Consider the following 15,481-nt stretch of genomic DNA (forward strand, 5'->3'; position numbering starts at 1 on the left):
GCACGACCCGGCCCGCCTTGAGGACGAGGTCCCGCGGCGGCCGGGTCACGACGGGCGTGGGCCGGCGTCTCGGCGGCGACCACGACGAGGTCCGCGGACGCGCCCTCGACGAGACCGTAGCCGTCGAGGCCCAGAGCGCGGGCACCCCCGAAGGTGACCGCCTCCAGGGCCAGCTCGATGTCCTCGTCACGGCGGAACGTGCTGCGGTAGGCCAGGTGCATCGCCCGCTCGAGGAGGTCGCCGCTGCCGAACGGGCTCCACAGGTCGCGGATGTCGTCGTGCCCACACGCGACGTTCACGCTGGCCTCGCGCAGCCGCTTCAGCGGCGGGACCGGGAAGTCGAAGATCGCCGCCGTCGTGATCGTGATGCCCGCTTCCGCGAGCCCGGCCGCCAGCCGGTCCTGCGTCGCCGCGTCCGCCTGGGCGAGGGCGTACGCGTGGCTGACCGTCACGCGCCCGGCCAGGCCGGTCGCCCGCGTCCGCTCGATGATCAGCTCCAGCTCGAACACGCCGAGCGAGCCGGGATCGTGCAGGTGCAGGTCGATCCGGACACCGTGGCGCGCGGCCAGGCCGAACACGACGTCGAGGTGGCGGACCGGGTCGCGGTCCATCCCGGCCGGGTCGATTCCGCCGACCGCGGTTACACCCAGGCCGATCGCCGCCTCCAGCAGCTCGGCCGTGCCCGGGGCGATGAGGATGCCGCTCTGCGGGAACGCGACCTGCTCGACTGTGATCCGGCCGGCCAGGCGCGCGGCGACGTCGCGCACGACCTCGACACCGGTCAGCCCGGTCCCGGCGTGGACATCGGTGTGGGTGCGGACGTGCGTCGTCCCCGCGGCGGCCATGGTCTCCAGCAGCGCGGTCACGTGGGCCGGGTCGGGGAGGCCGAGCTCGGCGCGGCGGACGCGTTCGTCGGCGATGCGGTCGGCGAGCGCGGGCCCGGCCGAATGCGGCCGCCACGGCCCGCCGAAGAGCGTCTTGTCGAGGTGGCAGTGGGCTTCCACCAGACCCGGCAGGACGAGCCGGCCGCCGAGGTCGAGCACCGCGGCGTCGCCCGGGTCGAGCCCGGGGCCGATCTCGGCGATGACGCCGTCGCGGACGAGGAGATCGGCCGCGCCGGTTCTCCAGAGGCGGCCGTCGCGAAGCAGAAGTCCGGGCATCGTCGCTCCTTCGTCTCCATCGAGCCTTTCAGCCGGAGAAAGGCGAAGGAAGAGCCTGCGGTGGTTCGCCGAACGTCCGCGCTTCCTCCTCGGCCGCGGCCAGCTCACTCGCCGCGGCCACCGCGTCCCCGGCCGCGCCGCGCCGGACCAGCGCTTCGGCGTGGCGACGACGGGAGAACACCACCGCCGGCCAGTGCGCCAGCGCCAGGTTGTGCTGCACCGCCGCCCGCAGGTGCGCGACCGCCCGGTCGAGGTCGCCGGTCGTCAGGGCCGCCGTGCCCAGCGGGTAGTGGATCGAGCCGAAGCACGCGATCGCCAGGCTCGCCATCGCCGGCAGGTGGCCGAACGGGCGGAGCAGCTCGGCCACCCGCCTCGCCGTCTCGGTGTCGCCCAGCAGGTAAGCGGTTTCCGCCGCGCCGCACAGGGAAATCAGCCACGTGCTCGACCGTGGCAGCGCGCCCAGGTCGCCGCCGCACAGGCGCGCCAGGGCACCCGCGGCCGTCCGGCGGTCGCCGGACGAAGCCGCCGCCACCGCCAGCGCCGCGTAGTACGAGTTGTCGATCGGGCTGAGCGTGGGGGAGTGCATCAGCCCGTCCAGCACCGGCACCAGTTCGCCGAGCCGGCCCTGGAACCACCGGATCGCCACCAGCTGCGCGCCGTACCAGCCGAGCGCGTCCACGTCGCCGGCCGCCTGACCGAGCTCCGCGCACGCCTGGGCGCCCTGCTCGGCCTCGCGGAACCGGCCCGCGCGGATGGCGAGCATGACCTTCACCGCGTCGGCGACGAACCCCGCGGCCAGGTGCTTGCGCGCCGCCAGGAGGTCGTCGAGCTCGCCGAGCCGCCGCTGGGCGTGCGGGTCGCCGGCCAGGAACAGGTCGACGGTGTCCCACAGCACGCCCATCACGAGGTCGGTGCGCCGCCCGGACCGCGCGCTGACCCCGACGAGCTCGGTGGCCAGCGCGTGCCGCCGGGCCGTGTGGTCCGGGCCGAGCAGGCAGTGGTGGGCCAGGCTCAGCGCCTCGGCGTGCGCGACCGGGTCGCCGGCTTCCCGGGTTTCTTCGACCACGGCCAGGATCCGGTCGTGCATCACGGCCTGGTAGTCCTCTTCGCCCGCGAGCCGCGTCCGCAGCCGGCGGGCGAGCGCCAAGGCCGGGTCGATCCCGGCGAGCGCGTGCCGCAGGCGCGTCAGCAGCTGCTCCGACGCGGCGGCCGTCCGGTGTTCGTGGACCCACACCCCGCCCAGGCCGAGCGCCGCGCGGGCGAGCGCGTCGGCGTCCCCGGCCTCGTCGGCGCGGCGGTAGGCGGTTTCGAAGTGCTCGCGGCTGGTCCGCAGGTCGCCGTCCTCCAGGAGGGCGTGTTCGCCGGCGGCCAGCGCGTCGTCCGGGATGGTCACCACGACGCCGGAGCGGGCCGGGAGCAGGCTCGGGTCGTGGGCGAGCACCTGCCGGTGCACCTGGGCCAGCACCGGCGACGGCTCGACGCCGGAGGCGGTGATCAGCCCGTGCCGGGCCCGGCGGAACGCTTCCAGCGCGTCGCCCTGGCGCCCGGCGCGGTAGAGCGCGGTCATCAGCTGCGCCCACAGCCGTTCGTGGCCGGGGAAGGCGGCGGTCAGCGACTCCAGTTCGGCGATGAGGCCGACGTCCTCGCCGGTGGCCAGGTCGGCGTCGATCCGGTCCTGGACGGCGTTGTGGCGCAACCGTTCCAACCGCATCCCTTCTGCCTGCAGGGTTTCCACGCCGGCGAACTCCTCGTAGGCGTTTCCCCGCCACAGCGCCAAAGCGGCGGCCAGGTGCGCACGCGCGGCGCCGGGTTTGTCGGCCGCGAGCGCACGCCGTCCTTCGACGGCGAGCTGTTCGAAGCGCGCCGCGTCGAGGGCCTCCGGAGCGACGTGCAGCACGTACCCCGGCGAGCGGGTCAGGATCAGGCGGGAGTCCATCGAGCCGCGCAGCCGCGAAAAGTACGTCCGCACGGTCCGGTCCGCGTGCTCGGGCAGCTCTTCGCCCCACAGCGCGTGGCCGAGGGCGGGGACGCTCACCACGCGGCCCGCCTCCGCGGCCAGCACGGCGAGCAGGGTCCGCAGCCGCGGCCCGCCCACGTCCCGCGGCGCTCCGCCGATCCGGACCTCGAACGGTCCCAGCACTCCGAGGTCCACCCCGCCGGTGGTGTTCCCGACCATCCCCGCCCCTCCGCCGCGGACACGTCCGCGTTCAGGCGTACAGGAGCGTAGTGGGCCGGGCGAGATACGTCGACAGGAAGGAAAAGCTCCGTCACCGAATCGTCGACGGTGGCCGCCTCGCCCTCCGGCGATTCGGCGGCAGGCCGCGTGGGGTCACGGTTCGCCGGGGCCGAGGGCGGCTTCCGCCGTTTCCTTGCCGGGCTCCTTCAATTCGACGAACAACGCGTGGGAGGGCGTGGTGCCGACGTTCTCGCCGGAATGTTCCTGTGCCGCGACCCAGCGCGCCTCGCCGGCGGCCAGGTCGACGCGCACCTCGCGGTCGCCGGCGCAGACGCGCCGGCTGAACGCGCCGAGCGTGACCATCACGCTGTCGGGGTGGCGGTGCGGCGCGGTCCGGTCGCCAGGCCGGTCCCGGTACTCGAGGACGCGGACCCGCTCGTTTTCCAGGACCACCCGGTAGAGCTCGGGATTCGTTTCCGCCGGATCACTGCTCATGGCCGTCTCCTTCGTGGGACCTGAGTACCATGATGGCATGGAAGTGCCATATGAGTCCACGGGCCGTAGCCGGCAGAAGGGGCGGACGCGGGCCGTGCTGGTCGAGGCCGCCCACGCACTGCTGGCGCGGGGAGGAGCCCCGACGGTGGAGGAGGCCGCCGCGGAGGCCGGGATTTCCCGCACCACGGCGTACCGGTACTTCCCCAACCAGCGCGCCCTCCTGCTGGCGGCGTACCCCGAGATCGAGGACGGCGCGGGCCTGCTCCCCGCCGGCGCGCCCGCCGCGCCGGACGCGCGCCTGGACCTGGTGATGCGCGAGTTCATCCGGTTCACCGTGCGCTGGGAGCCGCAGCTGCGGTCCCAGCTGCGGCTTTCGCTGGAGCCCGGCGCGGAGCAGCCGGTGTTGCGGGGTGGCCGGGCGATCCGGTGGATCGAGGAGGCGCTGGCGCCGATCACCTCGACGCATCCGGACGTCGACGTGCACGGTCTGGCGGTGGCCATCCGCTCGGCGACGGGCATCGAGTCACTGGTGTGGCTGACCGACATCGGCGGGCTCGACCGCGACCGGGCGGCCGAAGTGCTCGCGGCCTCGGCCCAGGCGATCCTGCGGGCAGCGCTCGACCCGCGGTGAGCCGCCGTCGCACCGGGATGCCCGGCGCGACGGCGGCCGGCGACGGCTACGTGATCGGCACCGTGGCGACGCAGGACTGCGTGCCGTTGCCGAACGTCGTCGACGCCGTGCCCCGCGCGGTGGCCGGGATCGAGAGCCCCGACGGCAGGGTCTCGGTGTAGGTGCCGTTCGAGGCCGGGCTGACGTTGGCGTAGACCGCGTGCGTGCCCAGCCCGTCGGTGTAGGAGATCTTCAGCGACCGGGTGCCCACGTCACCGATGTACGGCCCCGCCGTCGTGATGGCGCCGAGCGGGCGGTGGAAGCCGCCGGACGTCTCGTACCGCAGGGTGAACATCCCGCTGAACTGTCCGGCGTGGCAGGTGCTCGTGACCTGCTTGACGGGCGCCGCCCCGGCCGGGGCCGCCAGCGCCGCCGTGGCCAGCATCGCGACGAATCCGGCTCGCACCACTGTCTTCATCTGTCCCTCGCTCTCGGTCCCCGCCATCTTGCCGGGTCGCGCTTCCGTCCCGCTTCCCTCAAACGGCCGTACGCACGAGCAGAACCGGGCACGCTGCGTGGTGCAGCAGTGCCTGCCCGGTGGACCCGAGCAGCAGCCCGGGGAAGCCGCCGCGGCCGCGATCGCCGAGAACGACCAGCTGGGCGGTCCCGCTGCGGTCGATCAGCTCGCGGCGCGGGTGGGCGCGGACGACGACCTGCTCGACCGCGACGTCGCCGAGGTCGTGGTCGTGGAGCCGTTCGCCGAGCAGCCGGCGCCCGGCCTCGGTGACGCACCGCGGGTCCGGCCGCGGCGGCGGGGCATCGGTCCAGGCGTGCAGCACGACGAGCGGAGCGCGGCGGACGCGGGCTTCGGCGAGCGCCGCCGCGAGCACGCGGGTGCCGGCTTCACTGCCGTCGATGCCGGTGACGATCGGGCGGTCGCCGGCGCCGGGCTCGTCCCAGCTGTCCCCGCGGACGACGACGGTGTCGCAGCGACCGTGCGTCCCGACGGCCGCGGCGACCGACCCGGCGAGCAGGCTGGTGAGCCGCCCGTGCCCGGCGGAGCCGACGACGAGCAGCGCGGCGTGCCGCGAGGCTTCGATCAGCGCCTGGGCGGCACGGTCGGGATCGAGCCGCGTCGAGGCGCCCGGAATCCCTTGCGCGGCGGCCAGTTCCCGCGCGGTCCGCAGCGCCCGCCGGCCCCGCGCGCGAAGAGCGTCGACCATCTCCTCGGGCGGCGGCACGACCCCGCCCGCGAGCAGGGCGGGGACATCGAGGGCGTGCACGATCTCGAGCGGCGCGTCCCGCAGGCCGGCGGTCCGCGCGGCCCAGCGGACGGCGTCCAGGGACTCGGCCGACCCGTCCACCCCGGTGACGATCGGCGGCGCGGCTGCAGCGGTCATCCGCCGACTCTATGCCCGCCCGGGGGTCCGGAGGAGCGCTTCGGGCCCGGCGCTAGGAGACGCACTAGGGGCGGCGGGCAGCGCCAGGTCCGGGGGTGCGGCGGGCCGGTTCCGGACCCACCCGGGCGGCGGTGGGCCGGGGAGCGGGTCGGGCAGGGGCGGTTCTCGCGCGGCGAATCCTCGCCGGCACCGCCGCTGCGGGGACGACCGGCCGGCTTGGACGAGCGCCCGACCAGTCGAGCAGCACCAGCTCCAGCGCCGCGAACGCGGCGAGCACCACGGCACCGGAGTCGCGCTCGCCGCGCGAGGCCTGCGTTGGGCTTCAGGCCAGGGTCCGGCGGGCCGACCAGCCGAGCAACACCAGCTCCAACCCCGCGAATCCGGCCAGCACGACCGCCCCGGACGTCACCAGCATCGCCAGCCCGATCAGCAGCACCGGCAGTACCAGCCCCGCGTACGCGGCCAGGAACAACGCGGCCAGGACTTCGCCGCGGGTCAGGTCGTCCGCCAGCGCCGCCACCGTGCCGACCGCCGCGCGGAAGCCCAACCCGAACCCCGCCCCCGCCAGCACGCTCGCCCCGAAGAACAGCGGGAGCGATCCCGCGAACGCCGAGGCCGCCAGCGCCACCAGGCCGGTACCCATCAGCGCGTACCCCGCCCGCAGCTGTGTGCGCGTCGCGAGGCGGGCCAGGCCGATCTGCGCGAGAGCCGCGGTGCCGAGCATCGTGAACGGCGCGAGCCCGGCCAGCAGTCGCGACGGCTCGTGCAGCTCGTGTGCCAGCAGCGTCGGGGCCAGCGCCATGAACAGGCCGCTGAGCGCGAACGCCGCGAACGCGCCGATCGCCGCGCCGGTGAACTCCGGCCGGGCCGCCGAAGGCAGGGACAGCCGCTGCGGCCGGTACGCCGGGCGCTCCTCCCGGCGTTCGACCGTCTCCGGCACCAGGCTCACCGCGGCCGCCTCCAGGAGCAGCACGACCAGGAACACCGCGAACGGCGTGTGCAGCGGCTCACCGGCGAACCGCGCGAACAACCCGCCCGCCAGCGGTCCCAGTGCCAGGCCGCCCGCGTTGACCACCGTCGCGGCCAGGCCGGGACGCGCCTGCGTGCGCAGCTCGGACAGGTGCGCGGTGGCGGTCGCGGTGATCGCGCCGATGCCCGCACCGCTGACCAGCCGCGCGACGATCAAGCCGGGTACCTCCGGCCAGAGCAGGAACACGGCCGCCGAGAGCGCCTCGGCCAGCAGCCCCGCGACGAGCACGCGGCGGCGTCCCAGCCAGTCGCTGACGTGGCCCGCCAGGTACAGGCTCAGCATCACCCCGACCGCGTAGGCGGCGAACACCACGGTGACGAGGAACGCCGGGAACCCGTCCCGCTGCTGGTAAAGCGCGTACAGCGGGGTCGGGACGGTGGAGAACGCGAGCGCCGTCGCGAACGCGACCGCGACGACGCGGAACCCCAGGCCGCGGCTCATCCGGAGCCGGGCGGGGGCGAGGGTGACGGACATCGGGACCTTCCAGGACGCCAAGGGAATCTTCCACTCCACGATGTCCCCGCCGACTCAGCAAGTCCAACGAAAAGTCCTGGTCCGAGTTATCGCTACCATCGATGAATGGAGACGCGTCAGCTCGAGTACTTCGTCGCCGTGGCCGAGGAACTGAGCTTCACCCGGGCCGCCCAGCGGATGTTCGCGGTCCAGTCCACCGTGTCCGCCGCCGTCCGCGCGCTGGAGACCGAGCTCGGCACCCGGCTGTTCGACCGCTCCACCCGCCGGGTCGCGCTGTCGGCGGCCGGTGCCGCGTTCCTGCCCGAGGCGAAGAGCGCGATCGAAGCCCTCGAACGCGCCCGCGCGACGGTCCAGGAGGCGTCGGAAGGCCTGCGCGGCAGCCTGCGGATCGGCACGCTGACCTCGATCGGCGGGGTGAACCTGCCCGAGCTGCTCGGGGCGTTCCACCGGCGGCACCCGCGGGTGGACATCCACGTGACGGTGTCGATCACCGGGTCCACCGGGCTGGCCGAAGAGGTCCGCCAGGGGCGGCTCGACGTCGCGATCGTCGGCCTGCCCGAGTCCGACCTCGCCGGGCTGGCCGTCCTGCGGGTCGACACGCGGCCGTTCGTCGTGCTGCTGCCGGCCGGCCACCCGCTGGCGGCGCGCCGGGCCGTGCGGCTCGCGGACCTCGCCGGCGAGTCCTTCATCGACACGCCGCGCGGGTTCGGCAACCGCGTCGCGATGGACCGGGCTTTCGACGCAATCGGGGCGCCGCGGCGGGTCACCGTCGAAGTCGCCGACCTCCGCACGGTGGCCGGCTACATCGCGGCCGGGCTGGGCGTCGCGGTCGTCCCGGACACACCCGTGCCCGGCGAGCCGGACGTCGTCGTGCGGCCGCTGGCCGGCGCCGGCCTGGACTGGCCGCTCAACGTCGTCACGTCGGGCGCGAAGCCGCCGAGCCGCGCGCTGCGGACGCTCCTCGACCTCATGGCCGGTGTCACAGATATTTGAACACGTTCAACTCTTTCGGTACCGTGGGTTCCGGCGGACCGTGAAGGGGGAACTTCGTGAAGGTCGTGATACCCGGTGGCACCGGGCACCTGGGGCGGGTACTGAGCCGCAGGCTGGTCGAACGCGGGGACGAGGTCGTCGTGCTCACCCGACGTGACGCACCGGCGGAACCGGGGGTGCGCCACGTCCGCTGGGACGGGCGGGCCGCGGGGCCGTGGACGGCGGAGGTCGACGGCAGCGACGTCGTGCTCAACCTGGCCGGCCGGTCGGTGAACTGCCGGTACACCCGGGCGAACCTGCGGGAGATGTGGAACTCGCGCATCGATTCGGCGCGGGTCGTCGGGGGCGCGATCGAGCACGCCGCGCGGCCGCCGCGCGTCTGGCTGCAGATGAGCACGGCGACGATCTACGCGCACCGGTACGACGCCCCGAACGACGAAACCACCGGCGTCCTCGGCGGCGGCGAGCCGGACGTGCCCGCCTACTGGGCCTACAGCGTCGACCTCGCCCGGGCGTGGGAGCGCGAGCAGGAGGTGGCGGCCACCCCGCGCACCCGCAAGGTGGCGCTGCGGACGGCGATGGTGATGAGCCCGGAGCCCGGCGGCGCGTTCGCGATGCTGCTGCGGCTCACCCGGCTGGGCCTGGGCGGCCCGGTCGCGGGCGGGGCGCAGTACCTGTCCTGGATCCACGAGGACGACCTGATCCGGGCGATCGACTTCCTCGTCGGGCGCGACGACCTGAGCGGGCCGGTGAACCTGGCGGCCCCGGAGCCGTTGCCGTACAAGGACTTCTTGCGTGCCCTGCGCGCGGCGGCGGGTGTGCCGTTCGGGCTGCCGGCGACGAGGTGGATGGCGGAGCTCGGGGCGTTCGCGCTGCGCAGCGACACGGAGCTGCTGCTGAAGAGCCGCCGCGTGGTACCGGGCCGGCTGCTCGACGCGGGGTTCGTCTTCGGCCACCCCGAGTGGCCGGCGGCGGCGGAGGATCTGCTGAAGCGTCCACTGAGGACGGTCGGCTGAGTCGGGCGGCGGCCTTCGCGGGATGAGTTCGAGGTGCGGCCGGAACCGTTCTGCGGGTGCGTTTCGCCCGGTCCGGGCGGCTTGCCGCAGGGCTTGGCAGTCCTTTGCGCCCGGTCGGCTGGGTTCGCAGGCTCCCGGCGGGCGCGCTGGAACCCGGCCTCGGGTGCGTTTCGCCCGTTCCAGGTGGCCTGCCGCGGGGTGGATCCGGCCGTTCTTTTGCGGCCGGGTCAGCCGAGTCCGTTGTTGTCCCGCAGTCTCCTCAACATCAGCGCGAGATGCAGCCGGAACCGGCCCGCGGGGGAGTCGACCTCGAAGCCGAGGACCGCTTCCGCTCGGGCCAGGCGGGCCGGCATCGTGCTGTGGTGGCGGTGCAGCACCGCCGCGGCCTTGCGGGCCGAGCCCGTCGCGCACAGCGCGTCGAGCGCCGCCAGCGTGTCGTCACCATGGGCTTCGGACGCGAGCCGGTCCAGTGCGCGGATGTCCGGCAGCTCGGCGAGGTCCGGCCCGTCGAGCCGGCCGGCCAACGCGGTGAGGCTGCCGAGCCGTTCCCACCACACCACCGGCTCGGCGCCCGCGGTGAAGCGCAGCGCCGTCCGGGCGGCGGACCAGGAACGGGCCGCGTCGATGGCCGGCAGCTCCGGGCCGATGCCCGCCCGGCCGCCGTCCGGCAGTGCGGGCACGGTGTCGACGAAGATCGCGCGCACCCCGCCCAGCTGGGCCGACCGCCCCGCGAGCCCGTCGACGCCCGTGCCCGCCAGCACGCGCAGCCGGGCCGCCGGGGCGATCCCCAGCAGGTGCAGGGCCCGCGACCGCTCGGCCGTGCCGGCATGCTCGGACAGCACCAGCTCGACCAGCGCGGGATCGCCGAGCTCGGGGCGGGGCACGCCGCTCTGCTCCAGCAGGATCGCCGTGGCGATCGCGAACCTTTCCAGCAGCATGTCGTCGAGCGGGAGTGGTGCGCCGCCGCGGGCCACCCACACCTCGACGCCGCCCTCGAGCCGGCGGACGGCCGCTCGCGCGGGCGCCGTCCCGGGTGTCATGACGTCCTCTCCCGGTTCCGCGCGCAGCGACAGCCCCTGGCCGGGCGCGTGCACGCCGACCCGGCAGCCGGCTAGCTCGGCCGTGCTGCGGACCAGCGCGTCCAGGCCGGCGCGCCCGGTGATCAGGCGGTCGAAGAACCCGATCACCCGCACGGCGTTCTCGGCGTCGGCGTCGAGCCCGGACAGCCGCAGCAGCAGCCCCTTCATGCCGCCACGATAGGCGCGCCCGCCGCCGGATGGCGACCTCCGGCGCGGCAACGCCCGCCGCGTGGCGGTGGCCGGGGAGCGTCCGGCGGCCGAAGATCGGACCATGACCTACGCGATCGATCCCGAGCTGCTGCCCTGGCTGGACATGCTCCCGGCCGTGACCCTGACCGGCTACGACGCCCTGGTCGCCGCGCGCTCCGCGATGGGGCAGCTGGGCGAGGTCCTGCCGGCCTACGAACCGGCGAACCCGATCGACGTCCGCGACACGACCGTGCCCGGGCCGTCGGACGCGCCGGAGGTCCCGGTGCGCGTCTACTCCCCGGCGAACCGCACCGGCGCGGTGCCCGGCCTGCTCTACATCCACGGCGGCGGGTTCGTCCTCGGCGACCTGGACATGTTCCACACGTCGCTGCTCCGGCTGGTCGACGAGCTCGGCATCGTGATCGTGTCGGTGGACTACCGGCTGGCGCCCGAGCACCCGTTCCCGGCGCCGGTCGAGGACTGCTACGCGTCCCTGCAATGGGTCGAGGCCAAGGCGGCGGAGCTCGGCATCGACCCGGCCCGGCTCGCGGTCGGCGGCGAAAGCGCGGGCGGCGGCCTCTCGGCGGCGGTGGCGCTGCTGGCCCGCGACCGCGGCGGTCCCGCGCTCTGCTTCCAGTACCTCGGGATCCCGGAGCTGGACGACCGCCTGGAGACGCCGTCGATGCGCGCGTACACCGACACCCCGTTGTGGAACCAGCCGAACGCGGTGTTCAGCTGGACCAGCTACCTCGGCGCGGAGCCCGGCGGCGACGACGTCTCGCCGTACGCCGCGCCGGCCCGGGCCGCGGACCTGGCCGGGTTGCCGCCCGCGTTCGTCACGACGTGCCAGTTCGACCCGTTGCGGGACGAGGGAATCCAGTACGCGCAACGCCTCGCGCACGCGGGCGTGGCGACCGAGCTGCGGCACTACCCGGGCACGTTCCACGGCTCGGGGATGGTGGAGACGGCGGCGATCTCCCGCCGGATGTTCGCCGACGAGGTCGACGCCCTGCGCCGCGGGTTGCGCGTCTGAGCTAGCGGGGAAGCGCCTTCACCAGAGCTCTCCCTAATTCGACCGTCGCGTCGCAGGCCCCTTCGGTTTTCGCGGCGAAGATCCGGACGTGCTCGGATTCCCTCGCGTCGAGCGGGCGGTGGTTCCACGTCAGCGTGCAGCTGTCGCCGGTTTCGTGGCGGGTGCCGGTCACCCCGCCGAGGTCGACCGGGATGCCGGTGTCCGGCACCCCGGTCGGCGTCTCGTCGAAGGTCAGCTGCAGGGACGTCGTGGCGGTCCACTTGCACTCGCGCAGGCGGTTCAGCTTGGTCTCGCGGACCGGCCCGACCGCCCGCGCGATCGCGGTCCGGTCGAGCACGGCGCACGGGTCCAGTGCGAGGAGCGTCCCGGGCGCCAGGGTGTAGCCGTTGCCACCGCCGTGGAGCCGGTCCAGGACCTTGCCGAGCGTGGCCTTCGCCAGGGCGCACGTCTCGGCGAGCGCGGTCACGCCGAGATCCGGCTGGGCGGGCACCTGGACGCTCGCGTCGCAGGTGCTGCCGCTGATCTCGGTGAACAGCACCTGCCTGCCGTTCAGGTCTTCGGTGGGGCGGCCGCCCTCGACGTAGATCTGGTCGCCTAGCTTGACCGAGATCGTCCCGCCCGAGCGGGACTCGTAAGTGCAGCGGTCGAGGTAGCCGGAGCCCCGTTCGGCCCGCAGCTTGCCCGCGTCCGGCACGGTGACGTCGTCGAGGACCCGGCATGGATCGGCGCGGCGGAGGGTGTCCAGGCTCGTCGGGTCCAGGTTCGCGCCGGCCGACGGCGGGTCCGCGTCCGCCTTGGCCACCGCCAGGGCGATCAGGCTGCCCGCGGCGAGCGCGCAGACGGCGGCCAGCGCGGTGACGACCGGCAGCCAGCGACGGCGTTTCGGCGGTGCGGGAGGCGGGGGAGGGACGGGCCAGGACAGCGCGGCGCGGACGGCCGCGTCCTGGGTAGCGATCAGGTCGTGCACCGCCGGCGGCCACGGCCGGGTGCCGGGCGGGACCGGGCCGAGGAAGTCGAGGATCCGCTGCGGCGTCGGGCGCCGCGCCGGGTCCTTGGCCAGGCACGGCTCGACGAGCGCGCGGATTTCGGGCGGCACGGCCGTCAGGTCGGGGGTGGCGTGGACGACGTCGTAGAGCAGCTGCGCGGTGGTCGAGCCGGGGAACGGGGGATGCCCGGTCGCCGCCATCACCAGCAGGCCGCCGAGGGAGAAGACGTCGCTCGCCGGCGTCAGCGGGCGGCTTTCGGCCTGCTCGGGCGACATGAACGCGGGGGAGCCGACGATGCCGCCGGTGCCGGTGAGATCCGGGCCGCCCTCGGTGGCGCGCGCGATCCCGAAGTCGATCACCCGCGGGCCGTCGCCGGTCAGCAGCACGTTGCCGGGCTTGAGATCGCGGTGGATCAGGCCGACGCGGTGGATCTCGATCAACGCGGTCGCGAGCCCGACGGCGAGCCGGCGCACCGCGTCGACCGGCAGCGGCCCGGTGGCTTCGACGGCCTCCTTGAGCGACGGCCCGGTGACGAACACCGAAGCCAGCCAAGGGGTTTCGGCGTCCGGGTCGGCGTCCATCACCGCGGCGGTGAACGCTCCCGAAACCCGTTGCGACGCCTGGACTTCCTGCCGGAACCGGGTCCGGAAGCGGGCGTTGTGCGCGAACTCCGGGTGGACCTGCTTGAGCGCGACGAGCCGGCCGTCCGGCGCGACGCCGAGCAGGACGCGGCCCATCCCGCCCTCGCCGAGCGCGGCGACCAGACGGTACTTCCCCGCGTGCCGGGCGTCGCCGGCTTCCAGGGGCTTCACGGCTTCGGCAATCCGGGCCGGACCGCCTTGGCGAAGTCCTGCGCCTGGCGGCAGATTTCGTCGTCGGGCAGCGTGCTGGCGGAGGTGCGGTAGTCGACGACGACGTTCTCCGAGAAGTCTTCTTCGAGCGGGCGGTGCTGCCAGGTCAGGCTGCAGAACCCGGACGCGGGATTGGACCGTTTGGTGGTGAAGTACGCGGTGACCCCGCCGAGGTCGACGGTCCCGGCCGAGTCGTAGTACGAGTCCTTGGACTGCACCGGCCGGGTGCCGCGCTCGAGCGACACGACGACCTCGCCGCCGACCTGCCAGTGGCATTCGTGCAGCCCACGGGGCTCGACCTTGGTGACCGGGCCGACGATCCGCTGCGCGGTGGCAGTGTCGACCAAGCCGCACGGGTCCACGGGCGCGAGTCCTCCCGGCGCGGTGGGCGAGCCCGCGCGGAGGCGTTTCACGGCTTCGGTGAGCGCGGCCTTCGCCGAGTCGCACGGCTTGGCGAACGGCTTGGCCGACTGGCTGGCTTCGACGCCGATCGTCGCGTCCGGCCGGTCCACGATCGGCACGGACGCGGTGCAGCCGCCCTCTTTGTCGTCGATGGTCAGCGGGAGGCCGTCGAGCTCGGCGGAGACCGTGCCCTTGGCGGTCACCGGGCCGCCGACGGTCAGGTCCAGCCACTGGCCCTGCGGCGTCTCGTAGACGCACTCGAAGAAGTGCACATCGATCCGCGGGGTGAGCTTCCCGGTCCCGGGCACCGACGGCAGCACCTGGCAGAGGTCGGCGCCGCGCAGCTTGTCCGGGCCGAGCGGGTCCGGGTTCGGCGCGGGCTTCGTCGTGGCCGGCGGGGCGGTGGTGCTCGCCGGGGCGGCGGTCGCACCGTCGTCGCCGTCGGTGAGGGTGACCGCGGTGATCGTGGCGCCCACGACGACGGCGGCCGCGGTGGCGGTGAGCGCGATCCGGCGGCCTCGTCGCGCGGGCTTTTTGGTCAGGACGGCCGTGACCTCGGCCTGTCGCCTCGCGATCAGCGCGTGCACGGCAGGCGGCCACGGACGCTGGACCGGGGGCAGCGGACCGAGCAGCTCCAGGACCTGGGCGGGCGTCGGCCGGCGCGCGGGGTCCTTGGCGAGGCACGGCTCGGCGACGGCGCGGACCTCCGGCGCCAGGAAGCGCAGGTCCGGGTGCGTGTGGACGACGTTGTAGAGCGACTGCGGGCCCGAGGTCCCGGCGAAGGGGCTGTGCCCGGTGGCGGCCAGCACCAGCAGGGCGCCGAGGGAGAAGACGTCGCTCGCCGGGGTCAGCGGCCGCCCTTCGGCCTGCTCCGGCGACATGAACGCGGGCGAGCCGAGGATGACGCCGGTGTGGGTGAGGTCGGTGCCGCCCTCGGCGGCGCGGGCGATGCCGAAGTCGATGACCCGCGGGCCGTCGTCGGCGAGCAGGACGTTGGCGGGCTTGAGGTCCCGGTGCACGAGCCCGGCCCGGTGGATGCCGGTCAGGGCGGACGCCAGCCCGGCGGCGAGGTGCCGGACAGTGGCCGGCGGCAGCGGCCCGGTCGCGTCGACGGCTTCCTGCAGCGAGGGCCCGGCGACGAACACGGAGGCGAGCCACGGCGTTTCGGCTTGCGGATCGGCGTCCATGACGGCGGCGGTGTAGGCACCGGAGACGAGCCGCGAGACCTCGACCTCCCGCCGGAACCGTTCGCGGAATCCGGGATCGTGCGCGAACCCCCGGTGCACCCGCTTGACGGCGGCGAGCCGTCCATCGGGGGCGACCCCGAGCAGCACGCGGCCCATCCCGCCTTCCCCGACGGCGGCGAGCAGCCGATACCGCCCGACCTGCGCCGGTTCACCCCGCCCCAACGGCTCCACGCCCACCTCCGCGGGTGATCGTAGAGCGTGCCGGACGGGCGCCGGCCCGGAATGCCCTGATCCGCCGTCCACCACCGGGGGGGGGGGGGGGGGGAGGCGGCTATATACAATTTATCAAACACAACACCAGCCCCCAAAGGAGAGAGCCAGGACACCAACACCAGCGAGG

The 15,481-nt window shown here is 74.6% G+C and carries 12 protein-coding genes and 1 pseudogene; 4 read left to right on the top strand and 9 right to left on the bottom strand.

The features are described 5' to 3' along the window. Positions 1 to 113 precede the first annotated feature (113 nt). The 3 genes and pseudogenes from QQ657_RS37840 to QQ657_RS37850 all read right to left on the bottom strand — a co-directional run. Positions 114 to 1,160 (bottom strand): annotated as a pseudogene (locus QQ657_RS37840) (amidohydrolase); the annotation flags it as partial. Between the two features lie 28 nt (positions 1,161 to 1,188). Next, positions 1,189 to 3,336, bottom strand: a complete 2,148-nt coding sequence (locus tag QQ657_RS37845; RefSeq protein ID WP_284747144.1) for an AfsR/SARP family transcriptional regulator — start codon at positions 3,334 to 3,336, stop codon at positions 1,189 to 1,191. A 153-nt stretch (positions 3,337 to 3,489) separates the two neighbouring features. Further along, on the bottom strand, positions 3,490 to 3,831 hold the full coding sequence (locus tag QQ657_RS37850) for a cupin domain-containing protein (protein WP_284747145.1): 342 nt from the start codon (positions 3,829 to 3,831) through the stop codon (positions 3,490 to 3,492). Positions 3,832 to 3,868: 37 nt separating this feature from the next. Between QQ657_RS37850 and QQ657_RS37855 the strand changes: the two genes are divergently transcribed. After that, complete coding sequence (locus QQ657_RS37855) at positions 3,869 to 4,462, top strand: TetR/AcrR family transcriptional regulator (protein ID WP_284747146.1); 594 nt, start codon at positions 3,869 to 3,871, stop codon at positions 4,460 to 4,462. A gap of 46 nt (positions 4,463 to 4,508) precedes the next feature. Here QQ657_RS37855 and QQ657_RS37860 read toward each other — a convergent pair whose 3' ends face one another. From QQ657_RS37860 to QQ657_RS37870, 3 genes are all read right to left on the bottom strand, one after another. Then, positions 4,509 to 4,919: a hypothetical protein gene (locus tag QQ657_RS37860; RefSeq protein ID WP_284747147.1), complete on the bottom strand. Its 411-nt coding sequence runs from the start codon at positions 4,917 to 4,919 to the stop codon at positions 4,509 to 4,511. 58 nt (positions 4,920 to 4,977) lie between these two features. Further along, positions 4,978 to 5,841, bottom strand: a complete 864-nt coding sequence (locus QQ657_RS37865) for a universal stress protein (RefSeq protein ID WP_284747148.1) — start codon at positions 5,839 to 5,841, stop codon at positions 4,978 to 4,980. A gap of 322 nt (positions 5,842 to 6,163) precedes the next feature. Beyond that, positions 6,164 to 7,345, bottom strand: a complete 1,182-nt coding sequence (locus QQ657_RS37870; protein WP_284747149.1) for an MFS transporter — start codon at positions 7,343 to 7,345, stop codon at positions 6,164 to 6,166. A 105-nt stretch (positions 7,346 to 7,450) separates the two neighbouring features. Here QQ657_RS37870 and QQ657_RS37875 point away from each other — a divergent pair, with 105 nt between their 5' ends. Further along, positions 7,451 to 8,338, top strand: a complete 888-nt coding sequence (locus QQ657_RS37875; protein WP_284747150.1) for a LysR family transcriptional regulator — start codon at positions 7,451 to 7,453, stop codon at positions 8,336 to 8,338. A 56-nt stretch (positions 8,339 to 8,394) separates the two neighbouring features. Further along, positions 8,395 to 9,354 carry a TIGR01777 family oxidoreductase gene (locus QQ657_RS37880; RefSeq protein WP_284747151.1) on the top strand — a complete coding sequence of 320 codons (960 nt, stop codon included), beginning with the start codon at positions 8,395 to 8,397 and terminating at the stop codon, positions 9,352 to 9,354. Between the two features lie 227 nt (positions 9,355 to 9,581). Here the strand turns inward: QQ657_RS37880 and QQ657_RS37885 are convergent, their stop codons facing one another. Beyond that, positions 9,582 to 10,601 (bottom strand): helix-turn-helix domain-containing protein, encoded by a 1,020-nt coding sequence (locus QQ657_RS37885; protein ID WP_284747152.1) that lies wholly within the window; start codon positions 10,599 to 10,601, stop codon positions 9,582 to 9,584. Positions 10,602 to 10,704: 103 nt separating this feature from the next. On the opposite strand from QQ657_RS37885, the gene QQ657_RS37890 reads away from it, so the two are divergent. After that, on the top strand, positions 10,705 to 11,655 hold the full coding sequence (locus QQ657_RS37890) for an alpha/beta hydrolase (RefSeq protein WP_284747153.1): 951 nt from the start codon (positions 10,705 to 10,707) through the stop codon (positions 11,653 to 11,655). A 1-nt stretch (position 11,656) separates the two neighbouring features. Here the strand turns inward: QQ657_RS37890 and QQ657_RS37895 are convergent, their stop codons facing one another. Together QQ657_RS37895 and QQ657_RS37900 are read right to left on the bottom strand one after the other, a co-directional pair. Next, positions 11,657 to 13,453 carry a serine/threonine-protein kinase gene (locus QQ657_RS37895; RefSeq protein ID WP_284747154.1) on the bottom strand — a complete coding sequence of 599 codons (1,797 nt, stop codon included), beginning with the start codon at positions 13,451 to 13,453 and terminating at the stop codon, positions 11,657 to 11,659. Beyond that, on the bottom strand, positions 13,450 to 15,312 hold the full coding sequence (locus QQ657_RS37900; RefSeq protein WP_284747155.1) for a serine/threonine-protein kinase: 1,863 nt from the start codon (positions 15,310 to 15,312) through the stop codon (positions 13,450 to 13,452). The genes QQ657_RS37895 and QQ657_RS37900 overlap by 4 nt, the downstream gene beginning before the upstream one ends. Positions 15,313 to 15,481 lie beyond the last annotated feature (169 nt).

It is taken from the genome of Amycolatopsis ponsaeliensis (assembly GCF_030182635.1).
Classification (GTDB): Bacteria; Actinomycetota; Actinomycetes; order Mycobacteriales; family Pseudonocardiaceae; genus Amycolatopsis; species Amycolatopsis ponsaeliensis.